At 43.5% G+C, this 23,149-nt stretch carries 22 protein-coding genes and 1 pseudogene; 9 read left to right on the top strand and 14 right to left on the bottom strand.

Translation table 11 applies throughout. The annotated features are described in order from the left end of the window. Window positions 1-6: 6 nt before the first annotated feature. The gene (locus ACP26M_RS17460; RefSeq protein WP_426581846.1) at window positions 7-1,353 is read right to left on the bottom strand and encodes a sensor histidine kinase; all 1,347 of its coding nucleotides are present in this window, start codon (window positions 1,351-1,353) and stop codon (window positions 7-9) included. Between the two features lie 494 nt (window positions 1,354-1,847). Between ACP26M_RS17460 and ACP26M_RS17455 the strand changes: the two are divergent. Together ACP26M_RS17455 and ACP26M_RS17450 are read left to right on the top strand one after the other, a co-directional pair. Beyond that, window positions 1,848-2,048 (top strand): annotated as a pseudogene (locus ACP26M_RS17455) (cellulase family glycosylhydrolase); the annotation flags it as partial. Window positions 2,049-2,595: 547 nt separating this feature from the next. Next, the gene (locus ACP26M_RS17450; protein WP_090534280.1) at window positions 2,596-3,576 is read left to right on the top strand and encodes an acyl-ACP desaturase; all 981 of its coding nucleotides are present in this window, start codon (window positions 2,596-2,598) and stop codon (window positions 3,574-3,576) included. Between the two features lie 152 nt (window positions 3,577-3,728). On the opposite strand, the gene ACP26M_RS17445 is transcribed toward ACP26M_RS17450, so the two are convergent. Together ACP26M_RS17445 and ACP26M_RS17440 are read right to left on the bottom strand one after the other, a co-directional pair. After that, window positions 3,729-5,342, bottom strand: coding sequence for a mechanosensitive ion channel family protein (locus ACP26M_RS17445; RefSeq protein WP_426581844.1), 1,614 nt, complete (start codon window positions 5,340-5,342; stop codon window positions 3,729-3,731). A 399-nt stretch (window positions 5,343-5,741) separates the two neighbouring features. Then, window positions 5,742-6,068 (bottom strand): hypothetical protein, encoded by a 327-nt coding sequence (locus tag ACP26M_RS17440; RefSeq protein ID WP_413323133.1) that lies wholly within the window; start codon window positions 6,066-6,068, stop codon window positions 5,742-5,744. Between the two features lie 333 nt (window positions 6,069-6,401). Here ACP26M_RS17440 and ACP26M_RS17435 point away from each other — a divergent pair, with 333 nt between their 5' ends. The 3 genes from ACP26M_RS17435 to ACP26M_RS17425 all read left to right on the top strand — a co-directional run bounded on the left by ACP26M_RS17435 (window position 6,402) and on the right by ACP26M_RS17425 (window position 8,476). Further along, window positions 6,402-6,698 carry a GIY-YIG nuclease family protein gene (locus ACP26M_RS17435; RefSeq protein WP_426581841.1) on the top strand — a complete coding sequence of 99 codons (297 nt, stop codon included), beginning with the start codon at window positions 6,402-6,404 and terminating at the stop codon, window positions 6,696-6,698. Window positions 6,699-6,784: 86 nt separating this feature from the next. Next, window positions 6,785-7,804 carry an aldo/keto reductase gene (locus tag ACP26M_RS17430; RefSeq protein ID WP_426581840.1) on the top strand — a complete coding sequence of 340 codons (1,020 nt, stop codon included), beginning with the start codon at window positions 6,785-6,787 and terminating at the stop codon, window positions 7,802-7,804. 72 nt (window positions 7,805-7,876) lie between these two features. Beyond that, window positions 7,877-8,476 carry a hypothetical protein gene (locus tag ACP26M_RS17425; RefSeq protein ID WP_426581838.1) on the top strand — a complete coding sequence of 200 codons (600 nt, stop codon included), beginning with the start codon at window positions 7,877-7,879 and terminating at the stop codon, window positions 8,474-8,476. 62 nt (window positions 8,477-8,538) lie between these two features. Here ACP26M_RS17425 and ACP26M_RS17420 read toward each other — a convergent pair whose 3' ends face one another. The 4 genes from ACP26M_RS17420 to ACP26M_RS17405 all read right to left on the bottom strand — a co-directional run bounded on the left by ACP26M_RS17420 (window position 8,539) and on the right by ACP26M_RS17405 (window position 11,244). Then, on the bottom strand, window positions 8,539-9,300 hold the full coding sequence (locus ACP26M_RS17420; protein ID WP_426581836.1) for a DUF4846 domain-containing protein: 762 nt from the start codon (window positions 9,298-9,300) through the stop codon (window positions 8,539-8,541). After that, on the bottom strand, window positions 9,297-10,022 hold the full coding sequence (locus ACP26M_RS17415; RefSeq protein WP_426581834.1) for a M23 family metallopeptidase: 726 nt from the start codon (window positions 10,020-10,022) through the stop codon (window positions 9,297-9,299). The genes ACP26M_RS17420 and ACP26M_RS17415 overlap by 4 nt, the downstream gene beginning before the upstream one ends. 46 nt (window positions 10,023-10,068) lie before the next feature. After that, entirely contained in the window at window positions 10,069-10,635 is a 567-nt protein-coding gene (locus tag ACP26M_RS17410) for a pentapeptide repeat-containing protein (RefSeq protein WP_426581832.1), read from the bottom strand. Window positions 10,636-10,992: 357 nt separating this feature from the next. Further along, complete coding sequence (locus tag ACP26M_RS17405) at window positions 10,993-11,244, bottom strand: hypothetical protein (protein ID WP_426581830.1); 252 nt, start codon at window positions 11,242-11,244, stop codon at window positions 10,993-10,995. Window positions 11,245-11,369: 125 nt separating this feature from the next. Between ACP26M_RS17405 and pruA the strand changes: the two genes are divergently transcribed. Continuing rightward, the gene (gene pruA, locus ACP26M_RS17400; RefSeq protein WP_426581828.1) at window positions 11,370-13,007 is read left to right on the top strand and encodes an L-glutamate gamma-semialdehyde dehydrogenase; all 1,638 of its coding nucleotides are present in this window, start codon (window positions 11,370-11,372) and stop codon (window positions 13,005-13,007) included. A 197-nt stretch (window positions 13,008-13,204) separates the two neighbouring features. Here pruA and can (ACP26M_RS17395) read toward each other — a convergent pair whose 3' ends face one another. The 5 genes from can (ACP26M_RS17395) to ACP26M_RS17375 form a co-directional block, all read right to left on the bottom strand. Next, window positions 13,205-13,861, bottom strand: a complete 657-nt coding sequence (can, locus tag ACP26M_RS17395; RefSeq protein WP_354486450.1) for a carbonate dehydratase — start codon at window positions 13,859-13,861, stop codon at window positions 13,205-13,207. Window positions 13,862-13,881: 20 nt separating this feature from the next. After that, the gene (locus tag ACP26M_RS17390; protein ID WP_426581826.1) at window positions 13,882-14,634 is read right to left on the bottom strand and encodes a YoaK family protein; all 753 of its coding nucleotides are present in this window, start codon (window positions 14,632-14,634) and stop codon (window positions 13,882-13,884) included. A gap of 284 nt (window positions 14,635-14,918) precedes the next feature. Next, a complete protein-coding gene (gene can, locus ACP26M_RS17385) occupies window positions 14,919-15,635 on the bottom strand; it encodes a carbonate dehydratase (protein WP_090534255.1) in 717 nt (238 codons plus the stop codon). Window positions 15,636-15,649: 14 nt separating this feature from the next. Then, window positions 15,650-17,254 carry a SulP family inorganic anion transporter gene (locus tag ACP26M_RS17380; protein WP_426581824.1) on the bottom strand — a complete coding sequence of 535 codons (1,605 nt, stop codon included), beginning with the start codon at window positions 17,252-17,254 and terminating at the stop codon, window positions 15,650-15,652. 80 nt (window positions 17,255-17,334) lie between these two features. Beyond that, entirely contained in the window at window positions 17,335-17,667 is a 333-nt protein-coding gene (locus tag ACP26M_RS17375) for a hypothetical protein (RefSeq protein ID WP_321557268.1), read from the bottom strand. A 106-nt stretch (window positions 17,668-17,773) separates the two neighbouring features. On the opposite strand from ACP26M_RS17375, the gene ACP26M_RS17370 reads away from it, so the two are divergent. Continuing rightward, entirely contained in the window at window positions 17,774-19,315 is a 1,542-nt protein-coding gene (locus ACP26M_RS17370; protein ID WP_426581821.1) for an acyl-CoA carboxylase subunit beta, read from the top strand. 185 nt (window positions 19,316-19,500) lie between these two features. Next, window positions 19,501-19,935, top strand: a complete 435-nt coding sequence (locus ACP26M_RS17365; RefSeq protein WP_426581819.1) for a GNAT family N-acetyltransferase — start codon at window positions 19,501-19,503, stop codon at window positions 19,933-19,935. On the opposite strand, the gene ACP26M_RS17360 is transcribed toward ACP26M_RS17365, so the two are convergent. Next, window positions 19,910-20,815 (bottom strand): DUF6340 family protein, encoded by a 906-nt coding sequence (locus ACP26M_RS17360; RefSeq protein WP_426581817.1) that lies wholly within the window; start codon window positions 20,813-20,815, stop codon window positions 19,910-19,912. The two genes, ACP26M_RS17365 and ACP26M_RS17360, sit on opposite strands and share 26 nt — an antisense overlap. A 37-nt stretch (window positions 20,816-20,852) precedes the next feature. Then, window positions 20,853-21,749 (bottom strand): DUF6340 family protein, encoded by an 897-nt coding sequence (locus ACP26M_RS17355; RefSeq protein WP_426581815.1) that lies wholly within the window; start codon window positions 21,747-21,749, stop codon window positions 20,853-20,855. 243 nt (window positions 21,750-21,992) lie between these two features. On the opposite strand from ACP26M_RS17355, the gene ACP26M_RS17350 reads away from it, so the two are divergent. Next, window positions 21,993-23,108 (top strand): M42 family metallopeptidase, encoded by a 1,116-nt coding sequence (locus ACP26M_RS17350; protein ID WP_426581813.1) that lies wholly within the window; start codon window positions 21,993-21,995, stop codon window positions 23,106-23,108. Window positions 23,109-23,149 lie beyond the last annotated feature (41 nt).

Below are 23,149 nucleotides of genomic sequence, written 5' to 3'. Positions count from 1 at the left end.
TAAATGTTAATTTATTACGTAAAATTCTACTCTGAAATAATTGCCGTTGTCATCACTGCGGTAGCTGAGCTCGCCGCCCATTTCCTGGGTCATCAGCTTGGCAATTGATAAACCCAAACCCAGGCGGCTTTCGGTAACGCCGTGAGTATCGTTAAGGGTTTTAAGCTTGTTGAACATCATGTCCAACTCCTGCTGGCCTATTGCTATACCTTCGTCAATGATCTCGAAAACAAAACGCTGGCGCTGCAGGCTGGTTACTACCTTAATGCTGTTATTGGTTTGCGAAAATTTGATGGCGTTTGATAGCAGGTTTTGAAACACCTGGCCGGCAAATACCTTGTCAAGCCGCACGTTGAGGGGCAGCTTCAGGATATTATCAACCAGGTGGATGTTTTTCATGAGGGCCGTTTCGTACAGGCCTTTAAAAACATGCATTACTTCAACGTTGATGTCAAAGATCTCCATGTTGAATTTCATATCCGGCGATTCGATCTCCTTAACATCCATGAGCTTGTTAAGCATATACTGCATCTTATCAGCCGATTCGGCGATGTAGCCCACAAATTCTTTCTGATCGGTGCTGAGCCTGAAATCCTCCTCCCTGATCATGTTGTTGCTCATTATAATAGAGCCGATGAGGTTTTTAAGGTCGTGCCCGGCAATATTGATAAAGCTGTTCTTTTGGCTGTCGAGCTTGCGGAGCTGCTCATACTGATGATCGATGAGGTTATTTTTTTCGTTGATATCCTTGTTTTGCTGTTTAAGCTGTTCGTTTGATTTTTCGATCATGATCTGCGCGCGTACTTCACGCTGGATCACCTTGTAACGTGCTCCGGGTATTAAGCAGGAGATGCCCGAGATGATAAAAAAGATCTGCCCGCCGTTACTTAAAACCAGGTCGAGGTTGTATTCGCTTAGCAGGTTAAAGAAAATGGCCAATAACAATAGCGCCATTAAGGTTTGGATGACGGAGTTTAAGGGCTCCCAAAAAACCTGCAGGTTAAAAAACAGCAGGGTGGTAGCAAACAGCATAAAATAAATGGTCAGGAACTGAATGTTTACCAGGTTGCATAAAATAGCTGCCGTTACCGAAAGCATAAAGAAACTGATATGCAATAATATGCGGTAACTAAATTGTTTATGCTGAAAATAACTGAACAGGCCGTATATAATAAGGATAGTGATAATGCGGATAATAAAAAACTGCAGCCAGTAGTTTGTAGCGTAAATAAAATCAACAATACTAAAAAGAGGGTACAGGAATATAATTGTCCAGATTATATTATTGGTTTGATACCATGCTTTTTTGGAGGTCTCTTTAATTAATTCTTCGTTGGTAATTTGAACAAACATTATTTGTTATCTTGAATTGTAATTAAAAATTAAGGCCGCTGTTTAAATTAACTCCGTTAAATATTTGATAGACAAAAATATTCGTTATACGATAATTTAAACAGGTTTGTTGTTACTGTTGCCAACAGTAATAATTGCCGTTGCAAAAAGCCGTCCAATTCCCCGGCAAGTTCGGGCGCTTGCTTTTAAATCGGGCCAAAGTTTAAGCAAGGGCACCAGTATTTTATGACTTGAGCAAATCCGGAACGAAAGCTGAGCGGCCTAAACGCCATTAAAAAATCCGATTTTCTGCTGTGCAAAAAGCTGGGCTTTAAAAGTATCAGGCCTCCTATGGCTTTTACTTCCTTTTGGCCTTAAAACAACAGCGCGGCTATTTACCTAATGTGAATAAAGTTGCTAAGCGATGCAATATTTATTGAGTTGAGGCTGGTGGCAGATTATCATTATGGCAGGTTAGGCGACAATAATTATCTCACAGAAACACCGCAACAAATGATTTGTGCGTAAAATTAACTAAAAGGTATAAAAACGCAGATTATAGTAACTTGTTTTTTGGGAATTATAATGAGCTGCCCCATATTAACCCCAAACTGTGGAAAGTTGCCGCGTATAATATTGTTACGCTTATCCGTAGAATTGATAAACAACGAACCCTGATCGTAAGTGCATCAAACTATACAGTATCTATGAGCTAAGCAGGTTGGTAAGGCTGGCCGATAAAAATATGTTTACCGTTTTCACTTTTACGAGCCTTTCTTTTTTATTCGCCAGGGTGCAAGCCGGGTAGGCAACCAGGTTTCAACCATCGGGGTATCATTTCCATACAATGCGGAAAATTTTCCTGCACTTAATCCAAAAGCAAAAAAACACCCCCGGCGAAAGTAATTACCGGAGTTAGCTGCGCGATGACAACGAACAATTTATAAAGGATAAACTGCAAATTGTAAAAACGGGCCCCGAAATATGATGTGCTCATCATTTGCGGTGCGTAAGGCGTTTAAAACAAATATGCCGATGCAGATAGTCGCTGCCGTTATAATAAGTCTGTACGCAAGGGTTTAAAAGAGCTTGATATCACTGGCATGCTTTGGGAATTTAACGGTAGTTTTTCGCTGTTTAATGGCAAGCCGGCGATGGAAAATTTACCCTTGTGTAGGAAAGACGCAATTAGCGCTGTACAGTGAAATTTTAAAACATAATGTTACAATTTTAGTTACCTTTGCTGATTAATATACCTGTTTTATGGAATTTTTTGTAGAAAAGCGCAGAGAAGTAATGGTGCACATTGAAAAGTTCATGTTAGAAAAAATACATGAATATTTAAAGCCCATTGATACTATCTGGCAGCCATCTGATTTTTTGCCCGATTCTTCAAGAGAGTCGTTTTTTAGCGAGATTAAAGAACTACAGGAAAGTGCCGCAGGGTTATCTTATGACCTGATTGCCGTTTTAATTGGCGATACCATTACCGAAGAGGCTTTGCCAACTTATGAATCGTGGTTAACCATGGTGCAGGGTGTATCAGATGATGAAGAAGGAGGCTGGATGCGTTGGACACGCCATTGGACAGGCGAAGAAAACCGTCACGGCGATTTGCTTAACAAATACCTATACCTGTCGGGCCGCGTTAATATGCGCATGATGGAGATCTCCACCCAATACCTGATAGCCGATGGTTTCGATATTGGTACCGGTCATGATCCTTACCGTAACTTTATATATACCTCTTTCCAGGAGCTGGCAACCAATGTATCGCACCGTCGTGTAGCCTCACAGGCCAAGAAATACGGCGATCCGCTGCTTTCAAAAATGTGTGGTGTTATCGCATCTGATGAAGCCCGCCATGCTAAAGCTTACAAATACTTTATCGAAAAAATATTCGAGGTAGATCCAAGCGAGGCTATGGTAGCTTTTGAGGATATGATGCGTAAAAAGATTGTAATGCCTGCCCACTTCCTGCGCGAGGTTGGTTTAAAGGTTGGTCAAACTTTTGGTCACTTCACCGATGCCGCACAGCGTTTGGGTATTTATACCGCTATCGACTATGTGGATATCCTGAAAGAGCTTTTGACCGACTGGCACATCGAAAGTATCACAGGTTTGGACGAAGCCGGCGAAAAGGCCCGCGATTACGTGGTAAACCTTCCGGCCCGCTTACTGCGTGTAGCCGAGCGCATGAAAAACCCAATGCTGGAGTATAAGTTTACCTGGATTAACGGTTGATTTTAGCTTAAAGCGGAAAGTCGAAGGCTTAAAGCTTTGCTTTGCAATCGGGTTTGGTAAGCTTCTTTTTCATAGCTTTCTGCTTTAAGCTTTTTGCTTTTAGCTTCTTTCCTATGGCTTTCGGCTTTAAGCCTTCGGCTTATTAATGGCTTTTAGCTTTCTTCCCGTTCTATCTTATACCCCGGTTTTTTATATCCATCGGCAACATAGTTTTCGGGGATCTGGATGTGGCTTCCATCGCGTACAGCTGTAAAGTGCGGCGACATGATCTCCATGCCGGCTTCATTAAATTTATCCTGTATGTTTTGATACAATACCGAATAGATCATGGCCATTTTGCCGGGCTGATCCGTATAAGCGTTTATCTGGTAACTCACATTAAAATCATTCAAAGCGGTTTGCAGTACAAACGGTTTTGGGTTGGCAAGAATGCCTTCTGTTGCTTCAGCCGCGCTGATGAGCAGGTTATGAATGGTTTCCCAGGGGGCATCGTAACCAATAGTAACACTGGTATTCAGTATCAAACCCAAAGTTTTTGATGATGAAGTATAGTTAACCGTGGCACCGCTTAAAATGGTGGCGTTGGGCACGGTTACATCTTCGTTTTTAATGGTACGCACACGGGTAACCAGCAGGTTTTTCTCAATCACATCGCCCATAATTTCGCCAACTTTGATGCGGTCGCCAATTTTAAAGGGGCGCATATAGGTAAGAACAATGCCCGATACCATATTGGCAATAGCCGACGAGGAACCTAACGAAAACAGTACGCCTATAAACACCGTAACCCCCTGGAAAACTTTAGACTGCGACCCCGGCAAATATGGAAATATCACCACAAACATAAACGCGTACATCAGTACCCGGATGATATTGTAAGTTGGGATGGCCCATTCAGGGTAAAAGCCTTTTAAAGCGATGGCCCCGTTTGCTATTTCGGTAGCTATAAATTTTACCAGTTTTACAATGTAGCGGGTAACCAGGTAAATAACTGTTATGGTAAGCAGGTTGGGTATAAAACGGACAATGGCCAGCAGGATACTTTTCAACGGGTTAACCACAAAGCCGATCAACTGTGTGGCGATAGGCTGCGAGGAAGGGAAAATATAAAACAATACCGGTAAGGCCAGGTAAACCAGCAACAGGATAATGAACAGGCGCGCAATATTTATCAGTCCACTGATAAACGGAAGTAGCCGCGAGGCATAGGCTATTGGAGCTCCTTTTTCTGCCAGCTTTTTAACACGGTTTTCCCATCCCAGTATAATTTTAAGTTTTATCCACCTAAAACCTTTATTAACAATCCAGATCAGCACAATAAGCAGTATAATAACCGCGACTGCCTCAAGTACGTTTGTAATTAGTTGTTTAGGGCTGTTGCTTTCAAAAACGTTGCCGAGCTTATTTTTTAATATAGACAGATAGCTTGCTGCCAGCTGCGGCCGGTTCAGTTCGGAGTAAGAGGCATCGGTATTATTAACCCCCATGATCATCTGGCCGTTGTAAGTTATTACCGATATGGACGTATCGTTTTTAAGCGTTAACGAATCCGGGTTAAAATCTATTCGACTCATCAGGGCCTTAATGCGTTGGGTAACAATCCCGGCGCGCTCTTTAGGATCAAACAATCCCTGCGGGGCATAAAATTTAAACAGGGTATCCCGGTTAATGATCACCGGTTCGCCTTTTTGTTCAGGGAGTTTTTGTGCCTGTGTAGTAAATGCAGCAAACAGAAAAAGGATGAGCAGGCTATAAATTTTAGGCATAGGGATGTTTTTCTGTTAAAGCTAAAAAATATTTGGCGGAAATAAGAAGCTGTTTAAAGTGGGTGAATATCGTTTACAGGTAGATAAAACTTCATTGCCGTTGGTTTTAACCAACGGAATAATGAGTAGCGATAGAGGGCTTCAGCCTAAATCCGCTTGCCTAACTGGGGCTAAAGCCAGGACTTTTTAGCTTTTTTACCGTTTGGTAAAACCAACGGCAATGAATATTTTGCACTTTTAAACTGCGTAATGCTTAGGACTATCATCCGATTTAACAAATGGAACAGAAACCATGTTTTTGCGAACGAAGTAACCGTACATGAATAGCGCATTGTATAACAAGCGATTACGTCGTCGTCTCTCTTTTTAACGTATGATTCTTCGGTAAATCAAAACTTTTTACCCTTCCTGCACCAGATCCGTTCCCAAATTACCGGCAATTTTGCTGAACAGATCGTTCAGGATCGATTCGACGGTGAGCGAATTTACGTCATCAACATAATGTTCATTCCGGGTGATCCAAAGTTCGTTACCGTTAATCGCGATGCTGAACAGGGCGCCTTCATAAACAGCAGGCAACGAAATTTCAACCGCCCCGCCTTTGCGCTCAACGGTGAAATTTAATTCGCTTTTTCGTTGCTCATGAAACAGCGGGTTAAGTTTTTCGTGCAGTAACTGGTATAACTGGTTGATGTCGGTATTGGTATGGAGGGTGATGATTTTCATAATTTGGTATATTAGCGATGTATTAATTAGTACAAAGTTGAAGGAGGGATTGTTTGGAACCGACTTTCCTCTGATTATAAAAAACAATATGTCATTGCGAGCGAAGCGCGGCAATCTCGTAGCTATGCTCAGCGGCTTTGCATATCGTAGAGGCATAACGACGAGATTGCCACGTCGCCCGGACGCTCTTTTGCCCGTGCTGCTCCTCGCAATGACATAACTTTTAATGGTTGGATTATGCATGTGCCAATCTGCCTCCCCGCAATGAGGTGGATGTTTAAAAATGGTGTAGTTTAATATTAATTCTTTTAGATTAGCGCCAAACCTTATCTAATGAAAATACACCAATACTTCGTTTATATTTTAACAAACAAAGCTAACACAGTGCTGTACGTAGGAGTATCGAGTGATTTACATAACAGGATATTAGAGCATAAGAAAAAGATCTATAAAGGTTATACGGCAAAATATGCGTGCGATAAATTGGTATACTTTGAACAATTTCAATGGATAGACGATGCCATAGCCAGAGAAAAACAATTGAAAGCAGGATCAAGGCAAAAGAAAATTGATTTGATAGTGGCAGCTAATCCATCGTGGGGAGATTTAAGTGTAGACTGGTATGATTGATCTGCATAGCCGCAATGCATTGGCTGCAAGATTGCCGCGCTTCGCCAATGACATATTTTAAAACGTTACACAAAACATCACCATATATGAACTACAAATTATTAGGCCGCTCGGGCCTTAAAGTTTCTGAATTATGCCTGGGCACTATGGGCTTCGGTACCGAAGGCGGCTGGGGCGCCGAAAAAGATACCAGCTTTGCCATTATGGATGCCTTTGCCAACGCTGGCGGCAATTTTATTGATACCGCCAATGTGTATAAACTGGGTACAAGCGAGAAGATTATTGGCGAATACCTGGGCAATCATGACCGCGATTATTTTGTGCTGGCTACCAAGTACACGCTCAAAGATAATACCACCAATCCTAATGCATCGGGCAATAACCGCAAAAACATGACGCGGAGCGTGGAAGAAAGCCTTAAACGCCTCAAAACTGATTTTATTGACGTGCTGTACCTGCACATCTGGGATAATATTACACCTATTGATGAGGTGCTGCGCGGGCTGGACGACCTGATAAAACAGGGCAAAGTAAACTACGCGGCTATCAGTGATACGCCCGCGTGGGTAGTATCAAAAGGGAATACCCTTGCCGAGCTGATGGGCTGGAGCCAGTTCATTGCCTTACAGGTTGAGTACAGCCTGCTGGCCCGGACTGCCGAGCGGGAGCTGATACCGATGGCAAAACATTATGGCATGACGGTTACCCCATGGGCCCCGCTGGCAGGTGGTGCATTAACCGGCAAATACCTGCGCGGCGAACCGGGACGTGTAAAACCGGAAAGTAACCGCCGTAACGACAGGGCTAAAACCATTACTGAAGTGGTTGTTGGCATCGCCGCTGAATTAGGGGTATCCGAAAGTCATGTTGCCCTGCAATGGATGATGGACAGGGATTTCAGCTGTATCCCCATTGTGGGCGCTACCAAAATTGACCAGCTAAACGATAACCTCAAAGCCATCGACACCAAATTAACCCCTGAGCATTTTAAAAAGCTGAATGAAGTAAGCGCTATTGAATTAGGTTTCCCCGGCGATTTTTTTAATGAGGATGCTGTAAAAATGAACAGCTTCGGCGGGTTTTATGATAGGGTTGAAAAAAGGTAGCGCTCATTTCATTTATATATTTTTTGATGTAAATTTAGGCGGGAACAATAAGAAAGAGCCCGCCTAAACTTTATGAAAAAATTCCTCGTTCTGCTATTTATCTTATCGGTAGCTTTTACAAGATCACATGCCCAGGAGTTGGTTCCCGATGCTCAATTCTCAACACTCATCGGCTTTTTAAATGAGGAGAACTGGCCTGAGGCAGCCAAACTATCCGAAGCTATTTTAAAGAAAATTCCCGGAAACAAGCAGGACGATGATGCACCGGCTGTTATCAGGTACATGCACATTATATCCGAGGCCGGTTTAATGTACATGGATAAATTAACCAAAACTGAAGCATTGAAAAATGTTTCGGGTTATATCGGTCATACTATTTTTTCCCCATCTCGATATACTTCGCTGAAATATGGGCTTAACCGCATTGTAAGTTCTGATAATAAAACGGATACACTCGCCTCATCCTGCACCAACAGGAAGGGAACAGATTTATATACTTCTGAAAGTATAGTGCCCGCCCATCCCATTACTATAGACGAGTTTAAAAGTTATGATGGTAAATTATTCAGGATAGGCGGGGTGTTAAAATTAATATCGGTGGCCGGGAATATGATGCCGCATTTTAATATAGTAATAGATAAGGCCATATTAGAACCCGGTGATAAGCAGTAAAAATAGGTAAGTGCTCCCGGTTCTTTTTTGGGCACATCAACATGTATCCCGGACAGGGTACTTTAATCAAACCGCTTCAGATAATTTTTACTAATCAGCTCGCCATACATGATCCCGCTGTGCTGGTCCATAGCAAACCAGGGTGAATCATATTTTAATACCTGGATATTTTGGGCCGGCATAAAACTTTGCGCCAGTAAAAATTGCTTTTGATGAGCGGCATTTTCTACAACATCGAGCACAATAAAACAATGCCCGGGCGAGCCCCCACGGATGAACACATCACCTGGTTTTACATCATTGGGGTTAGTTACAGTTTTTAATTCTTTTTGCAGGGACAGGGTTCCCGCATAACCGAATACCAAATTCATGTAATTTAAAAATGCCGGGTACGAATAATCGGGTTTGGCTTTCAATACCCAATGGTCGTTTTTGTAGCGATAGCCTTTAGCATAATGGGCATAGTCGCATTTAAAACCACTGGTAAAGTTGAAAGAAATTTCGTCGTATTTTTTTTGCTGATAGAGGTATTCGGCACGGAGGCGCATCACCGCATCGGCACATTGCTGCAGGTCCTGGTTGCCCACGCTCATATCAATAACCGCAGCGGTGTAAACATCGGTACGGGCAATATCGCCTTTATAAGTTTTGGTTGGTGTGCCCGCCGGCTTTAAAGGTAAAGCCTGCAGCCATGCCCCGAAACTGCCGGGCGATGCTGTTATACGCTGATAGCCTGCCGGTACCGCGAATCTTTTAATCACGTTATCCGGAGGAGCAATGTTAATATTAAAAAATAAGAGCAGGCAAGTGATCAGGATTTTCATAACGTTTTGGCTTTTTTTAGCTGTTCATAAGGGTTATAAGGTACCGGGATGCCATCCGCAAGCTTGAATGCTGAAAAATGGAGGTGGGTAGGCGAACGTTTTTTGTAGGCGTTATAACCCGTGCGGCCAACTTCGGCTATTTTTTGTCCCTGCGTAACATAGTCGCCCGGTTTTACAAAAATCTGGTTGTTGTGCGCATAGTACGTGAAAATATGAGTTGCCGGATGATAGATCCAGATAAATTTGCCTCCCCGCATATTGCTGTTGGGCTCCCATTGATTGGTACAGGCTATCACCCAGCCGTCATCAACTGCAATAACATCAACCGCTTTTTGAATATGGTCGTCAATGCAATCCTGATTGCGGTCGTTGATGAAAATATCGTGTGCAGGATGGGCGCCATGCTTGTTGCCGTCAAGGTAACGGTATCCTTTATCAAAATAACCATTACCATGAGTACCGCCAATGGCGCTGCTTTTATAGCCCTTTAAGGGGAATACCCATTGCGTTTTTGGAATGATCCGCTCGGCACGGATCATTTCCAGCATGTTAATTCGTTTTAACAGGGTTTCAAATTGCTTTTGAGCTTCCGGTTTTTTGACACCACCGTTTAAAACCAGGTTATTAAAATCATTGAATTTGGTAAACGCAGAAGTATCGCCCTGAGCTAAAGCCCCGGTGCTTATCAATAACAAAGAAAAAAACAGGACAAGTTTTTGCATAAGGTTTATAATCAATAACATTAACTAATAAGCGGGTGAAATATTGTTATCCTATCCGGATATCATATTTGTTAAGCAATCCCGGTAAACCATGAAGCGAGAACTTTGCTTTTTTGATGACGTTATCATCCGGATCGATGATGAAGTTATAGGATGTGCTCAGGTCGGCGTTTTTAAGGATGGTACGACTGAAGAAGGCGTTTTTAAGATTACAGTTAATGAATTTACAATCGCTCAGGTCGGCCTCGGTCAAGTCGGTTTCCATCATGGAACAATCGGCGTAGGTAGCCTTCTTGTTCTTCTTTTTATAAAATACGGCATTGTCTAAAATACAATCCTCAAAATGCACTTCGAACAAAAAGTCGTTAGCCTTACCAAAGTTTACGCCGCTTATTTTGCAGTGCTTAAAACGAATGTTCTGCAAACCGGTATTACCTAATTCGGCAAGGAGCAGGTTACAGGTATCAAACTGGCAGTCGATAAAAGTAATGCCCGTAAGGTGGGCATGGGCAAGGTCGCAGTTGATGAATTTGCAGTTTTCGTAAGTGGCGCCTTTGAGCTGGCCGGCGGTTATTTTGGTAAAAGTTTGATCTTCGAAGAGTAGGGATTGCATGGGGCAAATGTAAAAGGTTAAAGGGAATGGGATGGTTTCTGGTCTCTTTAAATTAAATAAAGATGATCAACCGCCATGCTTACCGGATTTGCATGGCGTACAAGATTTCTGTTTCAACCTCACGCGCAACCTTACTTCGCCTCACTGACAAATCATTGCTTTTGTTAATTACAACGCTATATAACAACCTAAGGGCATGTTATATTTCCATTCGGCGGTGATATCGGGATCCTGTGCCATGATGATATCGCGCAGGGCAAGAAGACCACTGTGGGTAGGTTCTCTTTAGAGACGTAAAGGCATCTAATAATGTAAGCATAAATTGATTAAATTTTACATACAGGCAGGTAAGTCCTATCACCTTCTCGCCTTTGATACTATAAAAAAAATTAATGCACCCAATAATAGAACACCGGCCATTTCAAAAAAACCGTAAGCGCCATAAGCCACTCTTCCTGACCCACCAAATCGTCCATAAATGACGCCACCTGATGAACTTCCTGTGTAAAGGGAATAAGTTCCCATCGCAATTAGCAGAACGATAGTGAAAATGAAAATAACTTTAAATTGCTGGACCAGTTTACTCTTGTATTTTTCTTCGGGCTTCATTGTCAACTAATGTAATAAAAGTTCAGGCTCAGAAAGGCTAACCAAATCCACCATTATTTTGACATTCGCCTACCCAACCTTACCCTGCAAAATCCCTATCTTTGCGGCAACATAAATTATCATCTATGCTTAAAGGATTTTTTAATGTTCCGGCACCGGTAAATGAGCCCGTTTTAAATTACGGTCCGCGGAGTTTGGAGCGTGTGGCGCTTAAGGCAGCTTTAGAAGCCGGTCGTGCCCAACAATTAGATATACCTATGTACATTGGCGGCAAGGAAGTACGTACCAACACCAAGTTGGAAATTCGTCCGCCGCATGATCATAAACATTTACTGGCTACCTTCAGCGAAGGTGATGCAAGCCACGTTACCGCAGCCATTGATGCTGCCCTTGCAGCCAAAGCCGACTGGGAAAATCTGGCCTGGGAACAACGTGCTGCCATATTCCTGAAAGCTGCCGAACTGATAGCCGGCCCATACCGTGCCGAAATCAATGCAGCCACTATGCTTGGCCAGTCAAAGAACGCTTACCAGGCCGAGATCGATTCGGCTTGCGAGCTGATCGACTTCCTGCGTTTCAACGTGGAGTACATGACCGAGATTTACAAACAACAGCCGCCGATATCAGGCAAAGGTGTTTGGAACCGTGTAGAACAACGCCCGCTTGAAGGATTTGTGTTCGCGCTTACGCCATTCAACTTTACGGCTATTGCCGGGAACCTGCCTGCATCTGCAGCCATGATGGGCAATGTAGTGGTTTGGAAACCTGCTTATACGCAAATCTACGCTGCTAACGTGATCATGAAGATTTTTAAAGAAGCCGGCGTACCCGATGGCGTTATCAACCTGATTTATGTTGATGGCCCGGTTGCAGGCGAGGTGATCTTTAACCACCCTGATTTTGCGGGCATCCACTTTACCGGTTCAACCAAAGTGTTCCAGAACATCTGGCAAACAATTGGTACCAATATCCACAAATACAAAACATATCCACGTATTGTAGGCGAAACAGGTGGTAAAGATTTTGTACTTGCCCACCCGAGCGCCAACGCCGATGTGGTAAGTACTGCCCTTGTTCGGGGCGCCTTTGAATACCAGGGACAAAAATGTTCGGCTGCTTCAAGAGCTTATATCCCGGCTTCATTGTGGCCTGCGGTAAAAGCAAACATGCAGCGCGACATTACTTCGTTTAAAATTGGCCCGGTAGAGGATTTTGAAAACTTCATCAATGCCGTGATCACCGAAGTATCATTTGATAAACTGGCCAAATACATCGACGCTGCTAAAACCGACGAGGGCGTTGAAATTGTTGCCGGCGGTAACTACGATAAAAGCAAAGGCTGGTTCATTGAGCCAACTGTGTTAAAAGTTGAAGACCCATATTACGTTACCATGTGCGAGGAGCTTTTCGGCCCGGTACTAACCGTATATGTTTACGAAGATGATAAATTTGATGAGATCCTTGAGGTGGTAGATAAAACTTCCATCTACGCGCTTACAGGCTCAATCATTTCGCTGGACAGGTATGCTATTGAAAAAGCTACCACCCGTTTACGCAACGCGGCAGGTAACTTCTACATCAATGATAAACCTACAGGTGCGGTAGTTGGTCAGCAGCCATTTGGCGGCGCCAGGGGGTCGGGCACTAATGATAAAGCCGGATCAATGATCAACTTGCTTCGTTGGGTATCGCCACGCACCATCAAAGAAACCTTTGATCCGCCAAAAGATTACAGGTACCCGTTTTTGGCTAAGGAAGTGTAGTTGAGAAGAGAGTCAAGAAACCAAGATTCAAGAGACAAGAAGAAGCTGGTTTAAGAATCTTTAGGTCATAGCTTAGAAATAAAAAGAGTCGAAGATCGGAAATGTTAAAACCCGATTTTTCGACTCTTTCTTGTTTTCTTATAAGTTGTTGAATCTTCTAATCTTGATTCCTGACTCTTGACCTCTTGCTTCTATTCTCACTTGAACTTAAACACAGCATCCATATTTTCATTGCTGGATGTACTTACTTTCATATCGTTGATAAGGCCGGTGCTGAGGCTGTAAACCCAGCCGTGTACCGCAAGCTCCTGGCCGTTTTTCCAGGCATTTTGCACGATAGATGTTTTGCAAAGGTTGTTCACGTTTTCTATCACATTCAGTTCAACCAGGCGGTTACTGCGCTCAGTTTCATCGGTAATAGCATCAAGCTCATCGGCATGTAACCGGTAAACGTCTTTAATGTGGCGCAGCCAGTTATCAATCAGGCCGAATTGGTTGTTACTCATAGCGGCATTAACACCACCGCAGCCGTAGTGGCCGGTAACAATTACGTGTTTTACTTTCAATACGTTCACGGCATAGTCAAGCACACTCAGCATGTTCATGTCCGAGTGAATAACCATGTTGGCAATGTTACGGTGCACAAAGATCTCGCCCGGGGCGGTATTGGTGATCTGGTTGGCAGGCACGCGACTGTCGGCGCAGCCTATCCAAAGTATAGGGGGCTTTTGCCCGTTAGCCAGTTTATCAAAATATTGCGGATCTTCGGCTAAAGCACCTTCAATAAATTTTTTGTTTCCTTCCAGTAAGCCTTCGTAGGTGATATGACTGGTATCATGAATTTGAGCACACATATATTTAAAAAATTGATGTTTTAAGATGCGGTTTGACGTTTTCTGCCCGATGCAAACATACGGCTAAGTTTATGCAAAGCAAGCGGCGAAATATCATAATACATAATGGTGAGCAAAATAACGGGGATAAAATAAAAAATGGCAAACTCATACAGGTTAAAAAAGTATCCGCCTGCCAGTGCACCAAACAGGTAAAAGCCAAGCACCGTAAACCTGATCAGTATTTTATTACCGGCGGCTTCCGTATTTTTGGTACGCGGATGGAACCATTCGGCCACCTCACTCCCCAGGTCTGTAAATAAACCGGTTAAATGACTCGATTTGATCAGTCCGCCCGAGATATTGGAAACCAGGCTGTTCTGCAATCCCATCGAAAACAAAATAGCGCTGATCACTATTTCGCGCTCCATCTGTGTTTCCCGGTAAAAATTATGCCCGTAAATGGCAACTCCCAGTAAAATAACAGCTTCAATTACCATTGGGGTGGAGTTTGCCCGCCACCTGCTTTTATCATCAAATGAACGTACAATAAAACTGGATACAAAAGCCCCGGCAAAGAACATCAGCAGCCAAATTAAAAAGATGATCATCTGGCGGTAGTTTTGTTCAATAATGTGTTTGGCGAGGTTAGCCACATGCCCGGTAATATTTGAGGTAAAAGCCAAAAAAGCCAGCATGCCCGCCACATTGGTAACGCCTGCTACAAATGCCGTGGATGAGGCCAGCATCAGGTTTTCTTTAAGGGTACGTTGTTCTTTTATTGTTTTGAGCATAGATATTTCACGGCAGGGGTTCAGTTACAATTTACAAAACCTTAACCAAGTTTATATAAGCTTGTTTGATGCAAGGGATAATATTTTAACAAGCCCCCTCTAAATCTCCCCCCGAAGGGGAGACTTTTAAAATCAGCTTAGCTTTTTAAGCCCCCCCTTCCGGGGAGGGTTTGGGTGGGGCCGGCTAAAAAAAATCCCGGCCACTTCCTAAGAGCCGGGATCAACTTAACAATCAAACCTCCCTACGCCCCTTACAGCGTCGGAAGCACTGATCAAATTATATTTTAGTGTGCAGCTACAGCTTCAACGTCAAGCTCGTATACGTAGCCTAAATTATGCGGGCTGCTGCTGCTTACTTTAAGATCCTTCACCAATCCGCTGCCCAGGTCAATTACCCAACCGTGTACTTCAAGGTCATGGCGTTCTTTCCACGCGTTTTGGATAATGGTGGTTTTACACAGGTTATATACCTGCTCGGTAACGTTAAGCTCAACCAGGCGGTTAACTTTCGTAGTTTCGTCAGTTATACGGTCTAATTCATGGCTGTGTAAGCGATAAACATCTTTAATATGGCGCAGCCAGTTATCAATTAAGCCAAATTGTTTGCTGCTCATAGCAGCGGCAACACCGCCGCAGCCGTAATGGCCGGCAACAATAACATGTTTTACTTTTAGTACGTTAACGGCATAGTCAAGCACACTCAGCATGTTCATGTCCGAGTGTACGCATACGTTGGCAATATTGCGGTGCACAAACACTTCGCCGGGTTTGGTACCGGTAACTTCATTAGCCGGAACACGACTGTCTGAGCAGCCTATCCACAGTACTTCAGGGCTCTGACCTTTGGCCAGGTTCTTAAAATACTCACCATCCTCGGCAAGTTTACGCTCAACCCAGGCGGCGTTGTTTTTAATTAAAGTACTGTAACTGCTTGACTGGGCCAGTTTAATATTGTTTGTATCTATTACGGCTTTGCCGTTTGTTTTTTCTTGTGTTGACATTGTTTTTCGATTTTTTAGTTAGGGTTATAAACCAGTTCTTTTAAAGGAGGTACATCGTACTTGTCCTTTACTTCGTTCAGTTGCACAATAATGCCCTTGGTATAGGCATTGTGCTTGTAATTGTGGATGATCTCCAGCACATCCGGATCGATGTACCTTGAGTTCGCTCCGTCGATCACCACTTCGGCGCCTTGTGGCAAGCTGGTAAGCGTTACCTGTATGGCAGCCTTGTTCAGGAAGGATACTTCCTCGGCCAGCTTAATCTTAATAACTTTTTTGCTGCCATTTTTTTCAATGTGATAGAAGTAGGGATTACGCAGGTTTGTACGCAGAATATAAAAGATCCCCACCAGCATACCTATGCCTACACCAATAAGCAAATCGGTCATAACAACGGCCACAATGGTAACTACGAAAGGGATAAACTGGCTCAAGCCCTGGTGCCACATGTGCTTGAAAAGGCTTATCCGGGCCAGTTTATACCCAGTCATAAGCAGGATCGCTGCCAAACACGACAGCGGGATATGGTTAATTAAAGACGGTATCGCCAGTAAAGCAACTAGTAACAATATACCATGCAGTATGGCGCTCACTTTAGTGCGGGCACCGGCATTTACGTTTGCCGACGAACGCACAATTACTGCCGTCATGGGTAAGCCACCAAGCATACCGCTAACGATATTGGCCGTTCCCTGTGCAAGCAGTTCGCGGTTAGTGGGCGAGATACGTTTGATAGGATCTATTTTATCTACAGCCTCCAGGCTCAGCAGTGTTTCTAAACTGGCAACCACCGCAATGGTAAAGGCCGTTATCCAAACCTGCTTGTTGCCTATCTGGCTAAAATCTGCCGATTTAAACAGTGCAAAAAATTCGGCACTGCTGTTCACCAGCGGTATGCGTACAAACTGCTTATCAAGCAAGGCGAAGCTTGTGCCGTTAAAGGCCAGGCTTAAACCTATCCCGGCCAGCACCACCAGCAATGGCGCCGGAACAACAGCCAGCTTTTTAAACTTAGGCCAGTAAATCATGAATGCCAGGGATACCACGCTGATGATCACCGCGCCATAATTGATCCGGGCAAAAGCCCTCGTTATACCTGAAAAGGTATTGTGTTCATCAATCTGGCTGAAGCCCTCATCTCCCTCAAAATCAGCATCATAGCCAACCGCGTGCGGAAACTGCTTCATGATCAAAATAATACCTATCGCTGCCAGCATCCCCTCAATAACCGATGACGGGAAGTAATTGGCAATGGTGCCGGCTTTAACAATTCCAAGTATGATCTGGAAGACACCCGCCAGTACCAGGGCCATTAAAAAGGTTTCGTAAGCGCCAAGTGTAGTAATGGCATTAAGTACAATTACCGTTAAACCGGCCGCAGGACCGGCCACACTCAGTTGCGAGCCGCTAAGCGTACCTACTACTATGCCGCCAATAATGCCTGTTAATACGCCTGCGAAGAGCGGCGCGCCTGATGCCAGCGCTATACCTAAACATAGCGGCAAAGCCACCAGGAATACAACGACACTTGAAGGAATATCCCTTTTTAAATTTTTGGGCAGAAAATATTTTTTTAGGTTGAGATTGCCCATAGCAGCCTCACCTTGCTTGATTTGCATAAGAATGAAAGATTGAGTAAAACTTTAAAATGAATTAAATAGCATTGCTATCCGGATAGGGAAGTATCCGGTTAATCATTTTAAACGTTGGGTGGCGGCGTGGGGACCACAGGGTGATATACCTGCTTATATAAGGCGTTTTCCTGGTTATGGAGAACTTTGGTTTCGGTAATAAATGTGATGAAGTTTATGGTATGAAGATCATACTCATCAAAGATTTTTTTCTCCTTCACAAGGTCTTTCTCGGGGCTGTCTTTTTCAGTTTTGCTTTCCTGCTCCAGCTGAAGGATCACCGCGCTTACCGTTTTATTATCAAGATATAAAAAAACAGGTGCAAGCGAAATGCCCATCTTTATTACAAAGACGGTCATGAACAGCGCCACTACCCATATTTTATTATTCCTGATCTTCATCAACACAAATATATAAAAATCCGTTATTAAACCACCAGAATAAGTAAGCAAAAGCTATTCTTACAATATAATTACTATTTTTAGACAATTACTAACAACCTGAATTGTGGATAAAAAGCTTGATCTGTTAAGGCTAAAACGTCATGAAGCCATGCAGGGCGGAGGCCCGGTACGTATTGAAAGTCAGCATAAAAAAGGAAAATTAACGGCACGTGAGCGTTTGCATTTTTTATTGGATGAAGGCTCGTTCCAGGAGATAGGCATGCTGGTTACCCATCGCTCCATTGATTTTGGCATGGAAAAAGAAAAATATCCCGGCGACGGTGTTGTTACAGGTTATGGCACCATAAACGGGCGGCTTACCTACGTGTTTTCCCAGGATTTTACGGTTTTCGGCGGCTCGCTTTCCGAAACCCATGCCGAAAAGATCTGCAAGATCATGGATCTCGCCCTAAAGAATGGCGCTCCTCTTATTGGCCTTAATGATTCGGGCGGTGCGCGCATCCAGGAAGGTGTGGTATCCCTTGGTGGTTATGCCGATATTTTTTACCGCAATACCATGGCATCCGGCGTTATTCCGCAAATCTCGGCCATTATGGGGCCATGTGCAGGCGGTGCGGTTTACTCACCAGCCATTACCGATTTTATTTTAATGGTTGAGCATACCTCATACATGTTTGTTACAGGGCCTAACGTAGTAAAAACGGTTACGCATGAAGTGGTAACCTCCGAAGAACTGGGCGGCGCTAACACCCATGCCAGCAAATCGGGTGTTACTCATTTTGCCTGTGCCAATGAAATAGCCGCCATTCAGCATATTAAAAGCCTGCTGAGCTATATGCCTCAAAATTGTGAGGATAAAGCTCCTTCCGCTCCTTACGAAAACGGCGACGAGCTTAGGCCCGAGCTCAATACCATCCTGCCATCCATTGCCTCACAACCCTATGATATCCGCGAGGTTATTGATCATATCATCGATAAAGCTTCGTTTTTGGAAGTGCATAAAGATTTTGCCGAAAACATTGTAGTGGGTTTCGCGCGCCTGGCTGGCCGCAGTATTGGCATAGTCGCCAATCAGCCCGCTTTTTTGGCCGGGGTTCTGGATATCCATTCATCAACCAAGGCCGCCCGTTTTGTGCGCTTTTGCGATTCCTTCAACATTCCGCTGCTGGTGTTTGAAGATGTTCCCGGCTTTTTGCCCGGCACCGACCAGGAATGGAATGCCATTATTACCAATGGAGCTAAACTGCTGTACGCATTTTGCGAAGCCACCGTTCCGCGTGTTACTGTAATTACGCGCAAGGCTTATGGAGGCGCTTATGATGTGATGAACTCCAAACATATTGGTGCCGATATGAACTTCGCCTGGCCATCGGCCGAAATTGCGGTAATGGGTGCCAAAGGGGCCGCCGAAATCATTTTTAAACGGGAGATCACGAAGGCTGAAGACCATGAAGCCAAGTGGCTGGAGATGGAACAACTGTATTCCGATACCTTTGCCAATCCCTACCGCGCTGCCGAACGCGGATTTATCGACGAAGTAATTGAACCCGCCGAAACGCGAATTAAGCTGATCGCGGCATTTAAAATGCTGGAGAATAAAGTGGTAAATAACCCAAGGAAAAAACACGGGAATATTCCTTTGTAGGTTAAAGGCGAACGGCAAAAGGGCAAAGGTGTGCATGCCCGTTTTTTCTGGCGCAAGTATTGTAGGGCTGCCAGTGCAGGGATTACTTGTGCCTTTTAGCCTATCCGCTGCCATTAAAAGCTTTGCGTTTGGCGAATTTGAAAAAAACCTTTTACCTTTCGTCTTTTACCTTTCACCTCTAAAAAATGGCTGAAATCTCTATCGAACAAATCCGTCCGGAGCTTACCTGGCGGTTAAGGCAACGTATCTTATATCCCGAAAGCAAGCTTTATGAAATGGAGATGGAAGAGGATAATCACGGCTATCACTTTGCTGCTTTTAAAGATAATCATATCATAGCGGTAGTATCCCTCTTTAATAAAGGGAACGATTGGCAGTTTCGCAAATTTGCTGTTGATGAAACCATGCAAAACATGGGAATAGGCCGTGCGGTATTGCAGTATATTACCGATTTTGTCCTTGTAAGCGGGGGGACCCGCCTGTGGTGTAACGCAAGGTTATCGGCCATTCCATTTTACCTCAAAGCAGGTTTTATTCACACAGGTAATTTCTTTTCAAAAAATGGTTTCGATTATGAGATCCTCGAAAAAGAACTTACTCCTTCTCTAAATCAGGAATAATTGCAGTCGCCTTAACGTTTTGTTGTTTTTCGTTCGATAATTTTGCTGCCTTTAAAGCTTCTTCAATGTCGCCCTGCGCTTCATATAACACTGCCAAATTGTAAGCCGCGTGGCTGGCCAGTTTAAGATCGGGCCCATCAATAATAGGATTCAGTATTTTAAAGGCCTCATTATATCGCTTTGCTGTCATGTGGTTAATAGCAACCTTCAAGCTGTCGTTATCAGCATATAATTGCCGCTGATTGGTTAATGTAGATGGCAGATAATCCTTTATCGCGTCAATAGCCGCATTACCTGCCGACTGGCTTATGGCCGCACCATTGCCTTTTACCGTAGGATGTACAAGCAAGGCAGCAATTATACCGTAATAACGGCTCTCTGAATGAAAATCCTTCGCTTTCCCTCTAAGAACTTTAAAATACTTGCCGTTGCTTTCGTATAAAGTAAACCTTGTATTAACCACCGTGGTATACACTTCCATGGTATCAACAAGCTCTACGGGGATATCGGCACTAAGCGAGTCAAGCGTTAAAACATAGTTGGCATTGTATTTTTCGGCAAGTGTTTTTATTGGCGTGGTATCTGCAATCAAATTAACGGAGTCGGCGAGTACTGTTGTTTGGATGCGGGGCAGCATATCAAGCTGTTTGGCTACCGTTTCAATAGCGCTGTAAGCGCCGCCTTTAAGTACAGCGCGTTTGCGTTTATTTTTATTAGCTACCGAGTCAACAGTAAACCTGTTTACTACTACAATTTTGGTTTCGTTATGTCCCAATTCCAATTTAGGGGCGTAATTAACCGGTACTGTAATTTCGTAATTTACACTGCAGGCTGCCAAACCCATGGCAACGAGCACACAAATGGCAAATAAGTTTTTCAAGGTATTTGTAATAAGGTTGGTTTAAGTTTTGAGGACTTTACTCTTTCATCAAATCAACAATAATAGCTTTGGCAAAATCATTCGGTTGCTTTTGGTTTGAGACCTTAGCCACCTCAAGTGCGGCGTCAATATCTCCCTGCGCTTCATAAACCACCGCAAGGTTGTAAGCAGCTCTGCTGGCCAGTTTTAGGTCGGGCCCGTCGATAAGCGGGTTTAGTATCTTGAAAGCCTGATCAAATTTTCCGGCTTTGATCAGTTCTACCGAGCTGCTCAGCTGATCGCCATTGGTATACAGGGGCCTGTCGTGGTAATCGGTATACGGCAGGTAATCCTTAAGCGCATCCAATGCCGAATTACGGATAGCATCAAATAAAGGCCCGCCGTGGGCAAGTAAGCTGGATGCATTGCCATAAGCATTATTGTCATTTATTTCAGCTTCGCCGTTTAGCTTTTTAAAGTAGATGCCATTGGCTTCATAAAGGGTAAAACTGGTTTTAACCACCGATACCCGGTAAACAGACGGTACACCGTTGTAATAATCCTGCTGTAATTTGGTTTCGCCTTTAAAATCCTCGAACGCGAGCACGTAAGAAGCGTTGTATTTTTTTACCAGAAACTTCACCGAATCGGTATTGGCGGTAAAGTTAACCGAATCAACCAGTTGTACAACTTTTACACCGGGCAGCGCATGCAGCTGTACAGCTGCATTGTTTATAGCGGTATAAGCGGCGGCTTTAAATGTAGTTAATACGCGTTTATTGCGGTTACGGGTCGAATCGGGCATGTAGTGGTTAATGACCACGATGGTTGTTTTTGCCCTGTTAAAATTCAGCTTCGGCGCGTAATCAACCGGAACATTTACATATTGAGGTACGCTGCATGCTGCTAAAAAACATGCTGCAAATAAGATACAAGTTAGCCTGAATAGTTTCACCTTATTAAAAATTAAATATCGCGGAAAGGTATAACATAAGCATGAATGCTTTATGAAATAACCGGTCATTTTTGTATCAAAACAAAACAACGCTTTTATTGTGACTAAATATTTTCAAAAACGTTTAATATTGATTTTATATAATTGATTTACTGCTTATATGCGGCTTAATTCTAGTGCAATGTCATGAGCTTTATTATATTTGCTGTATTACTACATTTAGATTGAAAACATTAATTCAATATGGCCAAAAAGAAATCTGACGCCCCACAGCATACGTCCGTTGTAAACGAAACTTCACTCGCTTTTTTTGAAAAATATATCAACAACCCCTCACCTACAGGTTTTGAATGGAAAGGCCAGGAGCTTTGGCTCGAATACCTGAAGCCCTATATTGACACCCATTATGTTGATAATTACGGCACCGCGGTTGGTATCATCAATCCAAAAGCCGATTACAAAGTGGTTATTGAAGCTCATGCCGATGAAATTTCATGGTTTGTGAACTATATCACTAACGATGGCTTGATATATGTTATCCGCAATGGCGGCTCCGATCATCAGATAGCGCCTTCAAAACGTGTAAATATTCATACCGATAATGGCGTGGTTAAAGCTGTTTTCGGCTGGCCTGCTATCCACACGCGCCTGGGCGGTGATAAAGAAGAAGCGCCTACTCTTAAAAATATCTTTTTAGATTGTGGCTGCACCTCAAAAGAAGAAGTTGAAAAACTGGGTATCCACGTAGGTTGTGTTATCACTTACGAGGATGAATTTATGGTGCTTAACGACCGCTATTATGTTGGCCGCGCGCTTGATAACCGTGCAGGCGGCTTCATGATTGCCGAGGTAGCGCGTTTACTTAAAGAAAACAATGTAAAGCTTCCTTTCGGTTTATATATAGTTAACGCAGTGCAGGAGGAGATAGGTTTACGTGGCGCCGAAATGATAGCGCATAAAATTAAACCCAATGTGGCTATTGTTACTGATGTTACGCATGATACCCAAACGCCAATGATCAACAAAATTACCCAGGGCGACTTAGCCTGCGGTAAAGGCCCTGTTGTGTCATATGCCCCGGCAGTACAAAACAACCTGAATAAGCTGCTTATTGAAAATGCTCAAAAAGCGGGCATACCGTTCCAGCGTCAGGCATCATCACGGTCAACAGGGACCGATACCGATGCCTTTGCTTACTCAAATGATGGCGTACCATCGGCATTAATCTCATTACCTTTACGTTATATGCATACCACCGTCGAGATGATCCACAAAGAGGACGTTGATAACGTGATCCGTTTGATATACGAGTCTTTGCTAAACATCCAGGCCGGTCAGGACTTCAGGTATATTAAATAACAAAAAGTTTATATAGCATATAAAACAATCCGGGCAAAAAT

Source organism: Mucilaginibacter sp. R-33, assembly GCF_049949235.1.
Lineage (GTDB): Bacteria > Bacteroidota > Bacteroidia > Sphingobacteriales > Sphingobacteriaceae > Mucilaginibacter.
Note: the sequence above shows the minus strand (reverse complement) of the source record. Positions and strands in the feature narration are given on the sequence as shown.